12 protein-coding genes are annotated in these 14,632 nt (G+C 66.2%); 2 read left to right on the top strand and 10 right to left on the bottom strand.

The features are described 5' to 3' along the window. Nucleotides 1-71 precede the first annotated feature (71 nt). The 7 genes from A5740_RS24370 to A5740_RS24340 all read right to left on the bottom strand — a co-directional run bounded on the left by A5740_RS24370 (nucleotide 72) and on the right by A5740_RS24340 (nucleotide 9,478). A complete protein-coding gene (locus tag A5740_RS24370) occupies nucleotides 72-425 on the bottom strand; it encodes a heavy-metal-associated domain-containing protein (protein ID WP_254849322.1) in 354 nt (117 codons plus the stop codon). Next, on the bottom strand, nucleotides 400-4,659 hold the full coding sequence (locus tag A5740_RS24365) for an AMP-binding protein (protein ID WP_076198395.1): 4,260 nt from the start codon (nucleotides 4,657-4,659) through the stop codon (nucleotides 400-402). The genes A5740_RS24370 and A5740_RS24365 overlap by 26 nt, the downstream gene beginning before the upstream one ends. After that, entirely contained in the window at nucleotides 4,656-4,880 is a 225-nt protein-coding gene (locus A5740_RS24360) for a phosphopantetheine-binding protein (protein WP_076198464.1), read from the bottom strand. Before A5740_RS24360 ends, A5740_RS24365 begins: the two co-directional genes overlap by 4 nt. A 4-nt stretch (nucleotides 4,881-4,884) precedes the next feature. Further along, the gene (gene fadD10, locus A5740_RS24355) at nucleotides 4,885-6,477 is read right to left on the bottom strand and encodes a fatty acid--CoA ligase FadD10 (protein ID WP_076198462.1); all 1,593 of its coding nucleotides are present in this window, start codon (nucleotides 6,475-6,477) and stop codon (nucleotides 4,885-4,887) included. A gap of 14 nt (nucleotides 6,478-6,491) precedes the next feature. Beyond that, entirely contained in the window at nucleotides 6,492-7,046 is a 555-nt protein-coding gene (locus A5740_RS24350; RefSeq protein WP_076198394.1) for an FcoT family thioesterase, read from the bottom strand. Nucleotides 7,047-7,048: 2 nt separating this feature from the next. After that, nucleotides 7,049-7,918, bottom strand: a complete 870-nt coding sequence (locus A5740_RS24345) for a TauD/TfdA family dioxygenase (RefSeq protein WP_076198392.1) — start codon at nucleotides 7,916-7,918, stop codon at nucleotides 7,049-7,051. 69 nt (nucleotides 7,919-7,987) lie between these two features. Beyond that, entirely contained in the window at nucleotides 7,988-9,478 is a 1,491-nt protein-coding gene (locus tag A5740_RS24340; RefSeq protein ID WP_254849321.1) for a PPE family protein, read from the bottom strand. A 156-nt stretch (nucleotides 9,479-9,634) separates the two neighbouring features. On the opposite strand from A5740_RS24340, the gene A5740_RS24335 reads away from it, so the two are divergent. Continuing rightward, nucleotides 9,635-10,444 carry a class I SAM-dependent methyltransferase gene (locus A5740_RS24335; RefSeq protein ID WP_076198390.1) on the top strand — a complete coding sequence of 270 codons (810 nt, stop codon included), beginning with the start codon at nucleotides 9,635-9,637 and terminating at the stop codon, nucleotides 10,442-10,444. On the opposite strand, the gene A5740_RS24330 is transcribed toward A5740_RS24335, so the two are convergent. Genes A5740_RS24330 through A5740_RS24320 form a run of 3 tightly spaced genes read right to left on the bottom strand, consistent with a single transcriptional unit; the run spans nucleotide 10,445 to nucleotide 13,926 of the window. Next, nucleotides 10,445-11,353, bottom strand: a complete 909-nt coding sequence (locus A5740_RS24330; protein WP_076198388.1) for a CoA ester lyase — start codon at nucleotides 11,351-11,353, stop codon at nucleotides 10,445-10,447. Nucleotides 11,354-11,373: 20 nt separating this feature from the next. Then, the gene (locus A5740_RS24325; RefSeq protein WP_076198458.1) at nucleotides 11,374-12,558 is read right to left on the bottom strand and encodes a CaiB/BaiF CoA-transferase family protein; all 1,185 of its coding nucleotides are present in this window, start codon (nucleotides 12,556-12,558) and stop codon (nucleotides 11,374-11,376) included. Between the two features lie 9 nt (nucleotides 12,559-12,567). Then, nucleotides 12,568-13,926 (bottom strand): LLM class flavin-dependent oxidoreductase, encoded by a 1,359-nt coding sequence (locus tag A5740_RS24320; protein ID WP_076198386.1) that lies wholly within the window; start codon nucleotides 13,924-13,926, stop codon nucleotides 12,568-12,570. Between the two features lie 69 nt (nucleotides 13,927-13,995). Between A5740_RS24320 and A5740_RS24315 the strand changes: the two genes are divergently transcribed. Further along, on the top strand, nucleotides 13,996-14,632 hold a 637-nt coding region (locus A5740_RS24315), incomplete at its 3' end, for a GntR family transcriptional regulator (protein ID WP_076198384.1).

The raw sequence follows: 14,632 nt of genomic DNA, 5'->3' as shown, positions 1-14,632 counted from the left end.
GGCTCCTCGGTGGTCGAACGGTCCTCGCAAGAGTGGTCGTTCGTACCACCTGGTCAGTTCCCGGCAGTTGTTCAGCCGCCCAGATGTCCGAAGCTCAACCGGCGCAGCACCCTGGCCGCAGTCGACGGCGGCTTGCGCGACGACGGTTTCTGCGACGCCTCAGCCGCGACGGGGGCACCGGTGTGCTCGGCGGCGTGGTAGCCGGCCTCCTCGACCGCGGCACAGAGATCCGCAACGGTGACGTCGTGGCGGGCATCGACCGTGGCGATCTTGGTGGCGATATCGACCGAGGCCTGCACTCCATCGATCTTGTTGAGCTTGTTCTCCACCCGGCGCGAACAGGCCCCGCAGGACATGCCCGTCACGTCGAGTTGAACACGTCTGGCGTGCGAAGCCAGGTCATTGTGCGCTGCTACATCTGTCACTGCCGTTCCTCACTGTCTGGCGGCGTTCTGTTTGATTGGTCGTCGGGCCGCCGCGTCCGGTTCCGGTGATGCCGAGATTCGCGAGCAGCGAGTCCATCGGGGGTGCCGTCGCGCCGAGTTCACCGACGGATTCGATGCCCAGCGGCAGCGCCGGATACCCGGCCAGGTACTCCCCGTAGGACCGTCCGGCGAGCGTTATGCCCAGGCTGAACCAGGCGTCGATCACCGACCAGCCACGTGGATTCGCCCTGGCCCAGTCGCTTTCGTCGAGGCGCTGTTTCCACTCGTGCGCGTCGAGTTGTTCGCGGGCCACCACACCGAGCACCTCGCGATACGACACCGCCTGTCCCCGCACCACATCGATCCCGCGGCCCAGCCGGTCCGGGCCGCCAAATTCTGGCAACCGTCGCAGAATGCTCTCCGCCGCCGCACGGCCGGTGGTGACTTCCTCGGTCAGCTCGATCGACGGATAGGCCTGCACCGCACGGCAGGCGTCGATGACCGATGCCAGGATGTCGGTGGATTCTCGCATTCGGTCTGGCGCAGCCAGTACCCGCGGCAGGCGCACGATCGTGAAGTCGAGATCCGCAGGTGCCCCGGCCACCGCCAGTTCGGCGAGCGCCTTCGATGCGGCGTACGGGTATGGGGCCTGACGCGGGTCGACGACCCGTGGCGCGTGGACGTCGGCATTGACCACAGACGTCGACAGATGAACCAGCCGGGCACCGGTGGCCAGGCACTGCTGCACCATGCCCGAGACCAATTCGACGTTGGCCGAACGCAGTTCACGGTAGGGCACCACGACGTTGGTGCTGCCGATGCAGTTGATCACCGTCGCGGCTGCGGTCCGGTGCATCAGCGTCGCCAACTCTGCCGGTCCGAACTCGGCGGTCAACAGCTCGATACGGATACCCGCCGCGTTGCGAAGTTCCGACCAGATACCGCCCGACGGAACCGATCTCATGGCCAGGATCACCTCCGGTCGCGCACGCCCGCAGTCGGCCAACTCGAGAATCGTCTCGGCGAACCCACTACCCAGAATTCCGGATCCGCCGACCACCAGGATCGGTGACGCGCCGTGGCCCGCCGCCCGACCTGAGGCCGGGGTGCTCGTGATGTGCGGAGCCGAAACCGCGGCGAAGTCATGGTCGATCTCGGCGGCGGTGGCGGAGTCCATCCAGGTGGCGGCCATCGCGAGGTCATCGACCAGGTGCACCGCGGTGTCGGCACTGATCAGATCCAGGATCGAGATCGGCCGACCGAGAAGCCGGCGCGTCTCGGGCAGGATTCGGACGAGGTCCAACGAGCCGACGCCCTCGCGCAGCAGCGACGCATCGGGGGTGAGATGCCGGCCGAGAATTTGGCTCCACATTCCGGTGAGAACTGTTGCCAGTTCTTTGGTTTCGGCGCCGACGGGTCCGTCGGATCCGGTGGCCCGTGACGCGCGAAGCGTTGCGGTGTCGACCTTCCCGTTCGGTGTCCTGGGAATGCGTGCGGCACCTGTCACGACGAACGACGGAACGCGGGCATCCACCAGGATGCTCTTGATCCGCGCCGCCGCCGCGGTGTCCTGGCCGCCGCCGCAGGTCCGGCTGGTGGTGAACCACACCCCGAGGCCGCCGTGATGAACATCCACGGCGACATCGACGATGGCGGGGTCCGCCGCGACGCGCCGAATGATCTCGGCGGTGTCGACCCTTTTGCCCCCGACCTTGACGAGCGCGTCCTTACGCCCGGCGAACACCGGAAAACCGTTCTCGTCGACCGTCACCCGGTCGGCAGTCGCGAACGCGCGCCGTCGCACGCCGTCGGCCATGGTGACCGATCCGAAACTGGCACTTTCCACACCGAGGTAACCGTCGGCCACCATCGGCCCCAGCACGATCACTTCACCGAACGCGATCACCACCGTGTTCTCCACCATCGGACGCCCCAGTCGCCCACGTGCAGCCGAGCCGGCCACTTGCCCGCCGTCGATGATCGGCAGGTACGTCACCACCACCGTGGCTTCTGTCGGTCCGTAGCTCGATATCAGCGAAACATCAGCGACCGCAACAGCGTCGAGCCACTTGTCGACGGCGGCAGGACGGATGGGTTCACCGCCGATCACGATCTGACGTAACTCCGAGCCCGGAACGGCCGCCGTCGCATCAGGGTCGTCACACCACAGATGCCAGACCGCGGTCGGCAGATCGACGACGGTGGCCCCGCTTGTCGCGAGATCGCGGGCAAGGGCCTGCAGGTCACCGGATTTCACCGCGGCCGAGCGGATCAGGGTCGCTCCGCTGAGCGCCGCCCCGAAAACCTCCTCGACGCTGATGTCCGATGTCAGGGGGGCGCATTGGAGAATGGTGTCGCCCGCCACCCAGCCATAGGCGTGAACCTGTGCGGCACAGAACACGGCCAGCGAGGCATGGCTGACCGTTACGAGTTTTGGCTGCCCGGTCGATCCCGAGGTCGGCATCACGTACGCGGTTCTCGTGGCGAGAAGCGGGTCGCCGGCGATTTGGTCAACGCGGGCGTCGACCCGTTGCCGGTGTTCCTCGTCGAGGGATGAGTCTTCGGGCAGGGCAGAATCCACGATGTGCGCGGTGATACCGCCGTGCACGCTGATTCGTTCCGCCCGCGACATCACCTGATCCGCACTGGCACAGACGCTGTAGCCGCAGCCGGCCAGGTGACAGGCGATCATCAGGTCGATCATCTTGTCCGTGCCGTCGTCGGTGAACACCACCACGTCGCCCGGTTCGGCCCCGATGTTCAGCAGCCAGGCGATCCAGGGGTCGACATGCGGTCGGCGCCGACGGCATTCGGCGGCAAGCTCGTCGCGGGACAGGAACCAGGCGGACGGGCGCGGGCCGTCACCCGGGGGGTGCGCGGTCGACAGCGCGCCGTCCTCGCCGATCCCGCACCATTCGTCGACGATCATCGCGATGGGTGACTGCCACATTCCGGCCATCGATTTGAGCGCCCTCGCGATCCGGTGCACCGCCGTGACGGTGGCCCCGGTCTGCCCGTCAGCTCGGTTCCAGAGGTCGAGGGTGAGAGTGTGGCGTTGCTCGTCGAGGACGGCGGCCACCGTCATTCCCTCGACCGGACCGATCCCGGTGGTCACCGGCACATCGGACAGGAACGGCCGCAGTTCGGGTGCGCACGGCTCGCGCAGGAAGTTCAGCGTCACCGTCTCCACGGAGGTGGCCCGGTGGATCGCCAGATACATTCGGCGGTATTGCTCTTCGCGGAGCCAGCGGCGCCGGCCGGCCTTGACATAACCCCGATCCACTGTGCGCACCACCTCGGCCACGGACGCGAACGCCGGGAACCGGACGGGTTGTGCGATCGAGTTGACCAGGCACGTCGCGGCGTCGAGGTCGGGTTCACCGAAACGGTTGTCCACCGCGTGGACCAGCAGGGCCTCGGTGGTTTGCCGGGCCCTCGCGTCCACGGCGACGGCCGCCGCAGCGACCAGTACGTTGAGCGGCACACCCTCGCGGTCGGCGAGGCCGACGATGTCGTGGTACTCCGCGCCGGTGATCGTCACGGAGGCGATACGAATCCCTTTGGCCGCGACCGCGGGGACGCTGTGGGCCGTGTCCGCCGCACCGTGCGGTACGTTGTCGCTGAGTTCCCGGTGTACGGCAGTACTGAGCCGGTCGATTGATTCGTCGATGCGGCGCGCTTCGCGCTGATGTGCCGCAGCCACCGCCCTCAGGCCGGCAGCGGAGTTGTCGAAGGTGCCATCGCTGAGGGCTGCATCGTCGAGGGCTGCTCCGGGGTTGAGGGCACGTGCGAGATCGGCTTCGATGATTCCGATGGCACCGCCGTCGAGCAGGATGTGGTGCGCACGCACGTCAAGACCGCGCACCAGGCCGGTGTCGTCGACCTCAACGCGGTAGTGCACCAACGGCTTGCCGAGTATTCCGGAAGCCCATGGCCGATCCGGGGCGCCATCGCGATGGACCTGCACCAAGTCGTCGACCGTCAGCCGCCGCACGAGTTCGGGATACCGGTCGGCACCGGCCGACGGCACCAACACACACAGCTGGATCGGGTTGGCCAGGATCGACGTGTGCAGCGCGGCGAGGAATTGCGCCGGCGCAATCGGATGGAATCGGTAGCGTCGGCCGATGAGGTACAGATCGGGATCGGCATCCTGCAGAATCCCGTTGTAGATGTTCTGCTGGGATCGGCTCAGCGGAATACGTTGCACTTCTGCGCTTTCCATCCTCGTCATCGGTTCTGCTGGAGTTCCCGGACCCAGCCGGCGACCGACAGGTGCGCGGCCAGCCGCCGCGGGAGGTCGGACTCCCGGTCGATGTCGAGATGTTTCATCAGCAGCACGAAACGCACGGAGTCCAGACCGAGGTCCCGCAGGTCGGTGTCGTCACCGTCGGTGAAATCTGTTTCGTCGACGTACAGCACCTCGGCGAGTGCGGCGAGGATGCGGCCTCTCAGGTGTTCAGCCACCGGTGGCCGTCACGCTGTCACCAACCGTTGCCGCCAGCGAGGTCCGCATGATCTTGCCGGATGCGGTTCGCGGGATCTCGTGGACGACAGTGATCACCGACGGGCGGGCCATGGGCTCGGACTCCTGTCGAAACCGCGCCGCGATGGCCTGTTTGAGCTTCCGGGCGCCGGTCTGGTCGAGGGCCGTGGCCGGGACGACCGCGAGACCCACCACCGCGCCGAATTCGACGTCGGGAATCTCGTAGCAGCCGGCGTCGCCGACCCCGCAGACCGCCTCCGCGATTCGATCGACCTCATCCGGTGCAATGTTCACGCCGCCGGAGATGATCATCTCCGAGGACCGGCCTTTGATGTAGAAGAAGCCGCCCTCGTGGCGGTGCAGAAGGTCACCGGTGTTCACCCAGCCGTCGACCAGGATCTCGGCTGTCCGGTCGGAGTTGTTCCAGTATCCGAGCATGTTCGCCGGTGACTTGATCCACAGTGTGCCCGAGGACGCGGACTCGACTCCGGACCGGGTGGGCGGCCCACTGCCGTCGGGATCCAGATGGACGTCCACACCGGGGTACGGTCGTCCGACGGCACCAGCCTCGATCCGGCTGATCGATCCGGCTTCGGTGGGTAGGCACAGTGCGGTACAACCGGTTTCGCTGAGCCCGTAGACCTGTGCGGTCCGCACACCGGTCGCCTCAACGAATCTGACGTCGGCAGCGATCGCCCGGGATCCGCCGTAGCCGACCATCCGTAACGACGGCGGGGCCGGTGTGCCGGTTGCCCGCAGTTCGGTCACCAACCGGGTCAGCAGGGTGGGAACCAGGCAGGTGGTCGCGACGTCGTTGGCGGAGAGGATCTCCAGGAGGGACGGCGTCTCCTCGCCCCCGGTGAGGCACGATCCGCCGTGCATCAGACAGTTGAGGATCCACCACAGCCCACCGATATGCGTGGCCGGCAGCGGCGAATACGTGGTCTCGCCGACGACCCAGTCGACCCAGGTCAACTGTTCCCGTCGCAGGATGTCGGCGACGGCGTAGAACGTGCGGTTGGGCAGCAGCACCGCTTTCGGGGTACCAGTGGTGCCGCTGGTGAAGATCATGGCCAGCGGATCGTCACCGCTGAGAGCGGGATCATCCAACCCGGTCCCCACACTTCTGCCGCGGCGCACAGCCGCACCGGCGCCGACGTCGACCCGGAACGCGGGGATCGACCGCAGCGATTCGGGAAGGTCCGTGGTGTCGATCCGGCACCCCCGGGCGATCAGAATGACGGCGGGCGTGGTGATCTCGGCGAAACGTTCGATGGCCGCCGGTGGCAGTCCACCGTCGACCATGACCGCGATGGCCCCGACTCGGGCGCAGGCCAGCACGGACAGATAGGTCTCGGGACCGTTGTCCGAGAGGACGAACACCCGGTCTCCGCGGGTGATGGTGCGGGAAGCGAGAACCTCTGCCCATTCGTCGACTTCGGTGATGAGGTCTCGATACCTCATCACGCTGGTGCCGTCGCAGCGTCGCAGGGCGATGGCGTCGGGGCGCTGCCGTGCGCGTTCCAGGATGCGTTCCAGCACCGTGGACGGATGATCCAGAACCATGCTGCTTTCGGGTGTCACGGGATGTTGAGGGCTGCCAGTTCGACCTCGCCGGAGGCCGCCCCGCCGTCCTCGTCCCAGAATTCGACTTTGCAGGCAATCTTGAGGTAGCGGATGGTTCGATCGACCACCTCGAAGTCATTGCACAGCAACCGTGCCGAGAACTTGTGGGATCGGATCGGCCGCTTGAAGCGTGAGGCCGTGGACTTGATCAACATGCTGGGCAGTTGATAGTTGAAGTAGTCCTCCATCGACCAGCCCCGGAATTCCGGTATCTGTTCGTTGAGGATCGCCGGTGCGAACGCACTGTAGGCCAGCTGGTTGAAACACAACACCCATTCGGCCGCGTTGAAGTGGCCGGTGTCGCGAATATATGCGGGCTCTTTGATGCTGAAGTTTCCGAGGGCGAACACCGAGGTCTCGCTGGCCTCGTACTCCGCGTCGAGAAGATAGCGGCACCTTTTGTAGGAATAGGGCTCGAGCACCTTGACCAGCAGTTCCTCGGGTATCGGTGCGGTGCCGGTGATTCCGTGTGCAGTTGGTGCCGCGGGTAACGTCTCGGGGGTGCTCATGCTCATACTCCATATCCGGGTGTGGTGAGGCCGTCCAGCATGGTCAGCCGATGAGTGGTCAAAGTCCCTGGGGTGGTGCCGTGTTTGGCTCGATGCATCAGAACTCGGTTGTCCCACAACACAACATCGCCGACTTCGTAGTGCTGGGTGTGGATGAACGGTGAGGCGAACTCGGGATCGAGTTGTCCGGTGGCCGCCATCAGCTCCTGCAGCACGGTGGGCTCCAGGACCGTCCCCTGGGCGTCCTCGATCTTCGTGGTGCCCGAGGCGCAGATGTAGAGGATCTCCTGGCCGGTCTCCGGGTGCCGGATCACCGTCGGCCAGGTGATCGGCGGGGTGGTCTTCGAGATTTCGTCCCAGACCTCACCGATCGGTTTGTAGACGTCAGCCGGTCGAATTTTGATGTGCCGCCGCGGATCATGCGTGGCGAAGGTGCCCCGCACCGGCTGGCGTACAGACTCGGGAAGGGACTCCCATACCTTGTTGAGGTCGATGAAGTACGTCCCACGATCGGTGCCCGGTACGGCCAGCGGCACCACCATGGAAAACGCGAAAGGTTCCGGCATGAACATGTAGTCGATGTGCCAGAACGCGCCGGTCCTCGGGACGCCGTGACCTTCCTCTGTGGAGGAGACGAAGATTTCCGGATGGTCCTGGTGGTGATAGATCGGCTCGTAGTAGGTGACGACATCGCCGACGATACGGCCGAGTGCGAGAAACTCTTCCGGCGTCGGGTGGACATCTTTGAGAACCACCAACTTGTTCTGGTAGACGATCTCGCGGATCTCGTCGGTCGTGACGGTGTCGAGGTTCTTGGGGTCGATTCCCGTGACCTGCGCCCCGAGCCCGGCCCCTTTGACGTTCAGCGTCATCTTTTCTCCTCGTTACGCACACATCGTGGTGCTGACGATTGGTCGAGTGAAACGGGTTGAGAGTTCCCGCTATTCGCAGAGTTCGTCCGGCCGCCCCGGCCAGGTGGCCGGCACCATCGGGACCGCGGCCTCGCCGGTGCTCACCCCATGCCGGGCCAACCCCGCGGCCGGGGCGGTCACCGCGACCGGGTTCGCGCCGGTGAAGCCGAGACCTGTCGTCCCCTGGGTGCCGGGGGACGGTCGGTCATCCCGAGTCCGGTCGCGGCTCTCGCCACGGGTGTCTTCGGTGCCGGTGTCGCCGGCGCCGGCGGCGTCGAGAAACTCGTAGCGGTGTCCATGCGCCGGCTCCCGCCGGCGACCCGGCCGTCTCCTGACGCGACCACCGACGACAGCGGCTCTCGTCGCCGTGACCCCGGCGACGCCATCAGGCATGGTTTCAGAGGTTCTCGTGCCCGATTTCGGGCCCGCCGCCACCGTCGGTGGATCGAGGCCGGGTACCGCGTAGCTCATCGCCGGTGAAGCCGGCGAGCTGCCCGCTCCGGCCGAGGCGGTCGGCCCCGGCGCGGAACTGCCGGAATGTGGCACACCCGGCGAGATTCCCGACGGCATCATCGCCGCCCCGGCGTCGAAATGTGAGGTGGCGGGGTGGGCACCCTGCCGTTCCGTCGAGGCCGGCAGAGATGTGGCTGTCGGCCCCTCGTTCCGAAGGAAGGCCAAGGCGCTCAACGCACTCAGGGCGCTGAGGGCAGGCGCGAAGAACGGCAGAAGCAGCAGTGAGTATGAGGCGTAGTAGGGGTACCAGAGCATGTCGTACAGCACGAGCGCGATGGCCGCGAGGATCGCGGCTTCTGCTGGATTGAATCCCAGATTTCCGAAGAGCTGCTGGAAGGTGTCCAACAGCTGTTGGGGGTTGCCGGCACCCGAGATCAGCTGGGAGATCAACTGCCAGATGTCGGTGGGCGGCTGTGCTTGTGGCGTGGCCCCTGCGCTGTTCTGCCGCCCACCCTCGGCTTCGCCGCCCGGCGCCAGGATCGACGGGGCCGGCGGGGTCGACGGCACCACCGAGTATGCGCTGGTCGCCACTGCCTCATAGGTCGTCATCGTTTCGGCGGCCTGTAGCCACATCCGCACGTAGTCGGCCTCGTTGACGGCAATCGGGATGGTGTTGATGCCGAAGAAGTTGGTGGCCAAGAGCACTCCGTGGGCGATGTGGTTGGCGGCGAGCTCGGCGGGGGTGGGCATGCTGGCGAGCGCGGTGCTGTACGCGGCCGCGACGGTCGCGTGCTGTGCGGCGGTGAGCGCGCTGTCGGCGCCGGCCTGCTGCAGCCATGCCAGGTAGGGGCCGTGGGCCGTCGCATACTGCGCGGCGCTCGGCCCTTCCCACCCACTGGTCGTCACCCCGGCCAGGATCTGGGTGAGTTCGGCTGCTGCGGCATGGTATTGGGTGCTCAGTTCCTCCCACTGTCCGGCCGCCGCCAGCAGCGATCCCGGCCCGGGGCCCGAGGTCAACAAGGCCGAGTGCACCTCCGGGGGCATGGCCCACCACAGCGGTGCGGTCACCTCATCGCCTCCTCGCCGTGCGTCGGACCGGATGCGCGAACGGGCGCGCATTCGCCTAGTCCTTGAGCTAGTCGAGCAGGGTCGCCGGAAAGTTCCCGAGAGGGTGGAGATGACCGACCCACCGGGGCAAGCGCTTCCGGCAGGTACGGTCGTCACGTGCCAGTCATCGACGCTCGTCATCTGACGGCGATCTCAGAAACCGCGCTCTTGACGCTTCATCAACGAGCGACCGAAGCCGCCCGGGCCGACGGTGTCATCGACGACCCGATGGCGATCGCGCTACGAGACAGCCTCGGCTATGACTATCACCACTTCGGCCGGACCCACCAGGCCACCGCGCTGCGGGCGGTGGCCTTCGATGCCGTCTCCCGCCAGTACCTGGCGACGCACCGCCGCGCGGCGGTGGTGGCCTTGGCCGAAGGGTTGCAGACCAGCTTCTGGCGCCTGGACAACGGTGAATTGAACTGGCTGTCGGTGGATCTGGAGCCGATCGTGCACCTGCGCCGGGAACTCCTCCCGGCCTCTGACCGGCTCCGCCACCTGGCCCAGTCTGCACTCGACCACTCGTGGATGGACCATGTCGAGGCCACCGACGGTGTGCTCGTCACCGCCGAAGGGCTGTTCCAGTACCTACGGCGCAGTGAGGTGTTCGATCTCATCGCAGCCTGCGCCACGCGGTTTCCCGGGGGCCGACTGATCTTCGATAGCGTGCCGCGCTACCTGAGCTGGTATTCGCAACGGCACGGCATCAGGCTGAGCAAGCAGTACACCGCACCGCCCATGCCGTTCTCGTTCACCGCCGACCAGTACGACGAGCTTCGAGCCGTTCCCGGCGTGTGCGCGGTACATGAGGCGCCGATGCCCCCCGGGCGCGGCAGAATCCTGTCGCACGCAGCGGCATTCGTCTACCGATCGCCCCGGCTGCAACGGTTCCGGGCACCGACCAACGTCGTCGAGTTCGGGTAATCAGGCGGCACCGACCAACGCAGCGCGAGCCAACACCTCTTCGGCCTTCTTTACGTGTGCGGCATCGACCAGCACCCCGTCGACGCCTACGGCACCGCGGCCCTTGGCCTCGGCCTCGCGATACGCCGCGACGTTGCGATGGGCCAGCGCGATCTCATCGGCGGTCGGGGCGAACACCTCGTTGGCGATCGGAACCTGGCTGGGATGGATGGCCCACTTGCCCGTGTAGCCATACAGCGACGACCGGCGGGCTTCAGCTTCGTAGCCGGTCACGTCGGCGTAGTCCGGATACGGCGAATCGATGGCGTCGATACCCGCGATGCGGGCCGCGACCATGATCTTGTTGCGGGCATAAGCCCAGAAGTCGCCCGGGTAATCCCCCATCGGTACGAAGTTAGTGTCCACCCGCGCCCCTTGCGACAGCGAGAAGTCGCCCACGCCGAAGATCACCGCGTCCAGGCGTGAGCTGGCCCGCACGATCTCCTCGGCATTCGCCAGCCCTTCGACCTCCTCGATCAACACCTCCAAGCGAATCCTCTTGGCAAGACCTAACTTTTCCTCCAGCTGAGTGAGCAGCAGATCCACCCACCAGACATCTTTGGCCGTGCAAGCCTTGGGGATCACGATGGTGTCGAGTTGCGCGCCGGCGTGGGTGACCACCTCGATGATGTCGTCGTGGCACCACTGCGTGTCCAGGCCGTTGATCCGCACCGCCCGTGCCGTTCGGCCCCAGTCGAGTTCGGTCAACGCATGGATCGCCTTGGCGCGAGATTCCACCTTGAGCCCTACCGGAGTGGCGTCCTCAAGGTCGAGGAACACCAAGTCGGCGCCACAGGTGACGCCCTTGACGAACATGTGGTCATTGCAGGCCGGCAGGGCCAGCTCGGAACGCCGCAACAGCTTGCTCATCGTGATTGATTCCCTTCGGTTTACAGTGCGCCGCGGGCGCGCAGATCGTCGATATCGGTTTTGGTCAGGCCGAGGATCTCGTCGAGCACCTCGCCCGTGTGCTGACCGAGGGTCGGCCCAAGGTGACTCAGATGTCCCTGTGCGGCAGAGAATCTCGGCACCGGCGCCTGTACGGTCATGGCGCCGAGTTCCTCGTCTTCGACGGCGACGAACACCTCGCGGTGTCGCAGTTGTTCATCGTCGAGGAGTTGGGTGATGTCGTAGACGGGTGCGGCCGCCACCTCTGCGGCGTCGAACACGGACATGGCCTCGGCCAACGTGTGGGCGGCGACCCATTCCGCGACCACCGCGTCGACCTCGGCGGCCCGGGCCAATCGTCTTTGCGGATCGGAGAAGTCGGCGTGGGTCACCAGGTCGTCGCGACCGATGGCGCGGAATACCCGCAGCGCCAGGGCCGGTGAGCTACCCGACATGGCGAGCCAGCGCCCGTCCGACGTCCGGTAGGTGTTGCGGGGCGCCGAGATGTCCCAGCGGTTACCGGAGCGCTGTCCGACGATGCCGAGTTGGTCGTACCCGAGCAGGGTCTGCTCCAGCAGTCGCGCCAACGGGTCGACCAGGTTGATGTCGATCAGCTGACCCGATGCGCCGTGCACATCCCGGTGATATAGCGCCATCATCACCGCGTAGGCGGCATTCAACGACGCGACCCCGTCAGCGAGCATGAACGGCGGCAGGGTCGGTGGACCGTCGGCTTGCCCGGTCACATGGGCGAATCCGCTCATCGCCTCGCCGAGGGTGCCGAAACCCGGACGCTCACTCTTGGGCCCGGACAGCCCGAACCCGGTGATGTGCAGCATGACAATGCGATCATTGACCGCGCGCAGTGCTTCGTAGTCCAGTCCCCACGTTCGCAAGGTCTGCGGCCGGGTGTTGACGATGACGACATCGGCCTGCGCGGCGAGGCGACGTACCAGATCCTGTCCCTCGGGCACCCGCAGATTGACTGTGATCGACCTCTTGTTGCGGGACACCGATTTCCACATCAAACCGATACCGCCACGTTGGTGACCCCAGGTGCGGATGGGATCACCCTGCCCCGGTTGTTCGACCTTGATGACGTCGGCGCCGAATTCACCCAGATACGTCGCGGCCAGAGGTGCGGCGGCCAGCGTCGCGAGGTCGAGCACCCGGATACCCTCGAGCATGCCGCCCATCTACGACGCCGACCGGGTGAGCGTGCTGGCCGGCCGATCCAGCCCCAGGTGGTCCCGGAGGGTGGAGCCGGTGTAGGCGGTGCGAAACAGGCCGCGGTGCTGCAGTTCGGGCACCACCATCCGCACGAACTCCTCGTAGGAACCCGGGGAATGCGTTGCGGCCACGACGAATCCGTCGCAGGCGCCGCCGGTGAACCACTCCTCCATCTGGTCGGCCACCTGCGCGCCGGTGCCGACGAAGCGCGGGCCTTGCAGCAAGGTGGCGCGGTGGCCGGCCAGGTCGCGGACCGTCACGGTGTCCCCGCCGATATGTGCCCGCAGGCTCTGCACCAGTCCACGGATGCCCGAGACCGAGGCGATGAGTTCATCGGTGACCGGGTCGTCGAGACCGTGTTGGGCGAAGTCGTAATTCATCAGCTCCGACAGCAGGGTCAGCGAGGCCATCGGGTCCACCAGGTCGTTGAGGAACATGTCTTCGCGTTCCTTGGCGTGAGATTCGGTTTCGCCGACGACGGTGTAGGCCATGGGGCAGATTCGCACCGACGCCGGATCACGGCCGGCATCGGCGATCCGCTGCTTCTGGTCGGCGTAATGGGGCCGCGCCACATCCAGGCCCGGATCTCCGGTGAAGATGAGATCGGCCCAGCGCGAGGCGAATTCACGACCCCGTCCCGACGATCCGGCCTGCAGGATGACCGGGCGTCCCTGCGGGGTACGTGGCACGGTCAGCGGACCGCGCGCCGAGAAGTAGCGGCCGACGTGGCCGAGTTCGTGCACCTTCCCGGGATCGGCGTAGTGGCCCGAGGTTCGGTGGTGCTCGATCGCGTCGTCCTCCCAGGTGTCCCAGAGTCCCGCCACAACGTCGAGGAACTCGTCGGCGCGGTCGTAGCGCTCGTCGTGGCCGAGGTGGGAATCGATCCCGAAGTTCTGTGCCTCGCTGTCGTTGACCGACGTGACCACGTTCCATGCCGCCCGTCCGCGGGACAGGTGATCGAGCGTCGCGAATGTCCGCGCCACGTGGAAGGGCGCGTAGTAGGTGGTGGAGTAGGTGGCCCCCAGTCCGATGTGGGACGTGGTCTGCGCGAGGACGCCGAGAACCACGCTGAGATCCAATTTGACCGGACGCGCCCCGTAGCGGACGGCCTCGGCGACCGACCCACCGTAGATGCCGGGCATCGCCAACCGGTCATCGAAGAACATCAGGTCGAAACAACCTTCTTCGAGCTGGCGGCCGATCTTCGCGTAATAGGACGCGTCGAGGTAACCGTGTTCGGTCGCCGGGTGTCGCCAGGAGCCGGCATACACAGAGGTGCTCCCAGCCTGCATGAATGCCACGAGGGCCATCTGGTCAGTGCGCATAATTCGGAATCTAACATCTGATATATCAGATATCAAGGATCTCATATCGTAGACCGGTACGCTGCACGAATGACCCCGCTGGACATCTCCGGCACCGTGCGAGAACGTGCCGCCCGGGAATTGCGCGACCGCATCATCACCGGCGCCCTCGCCCCGGGCAGCCGCATCGATCTGGATGCCATCACCGAGGAATTCGCCACCAGCCGCACCCCGGTGCGCGAAGCGCTGCTGGAACTCTCGTTCGAGGGGCTCGTGCGCGTCGCTCCCCGCAGCGGGATCACCGTCATCGGCGTCAACTCAAAAGACGCGACCGACAGCTTCACGATTCTCGGCGTGCTCACCGGGCAGGCCGCGGCCTGGGCCGCAGAACGCATCACGCCGGAGGAACTCAATCACCTGCGCGAACTGGCGGTCGATGTCGCCCACCGCTCGGGCGACGACACCATCGGCGAGGCCAACTGGCTGTTTCATCAGGCCATCCACCGGGCCGCACACTCCCCCCGGTTGCTGACACAGATCCGGCAGGCCGCACGGGTGGTCCCGTCGAACTTCCTTACGGTGTTTCCCGAACACGAGAAGCATTCCCTCGACGAACACGAGCAGTTGCTCGACGCCCTGGAAGTCAAAGACGCCGAGGCCGCCCGCACCATCGCCGAACGCCATGTGTTGGAGGCCGGACGCTCGTTGGCGGCCTGGGCGTCCAGCC

This window comes from Mycobacterium sp. GA-1841 (genome assembly GCF_001954135.1).
GTDB lineage: Bacteria > Actinomycetota > Actinomycetes > Mycobacteriales > Mycobacteriaceae > Mycobacterium.
The sequence above is the reverse complement of the archived record's forward strand: the minus strand, read 5'-3'. Positions and strand labels throughout refer to the sequence as shown.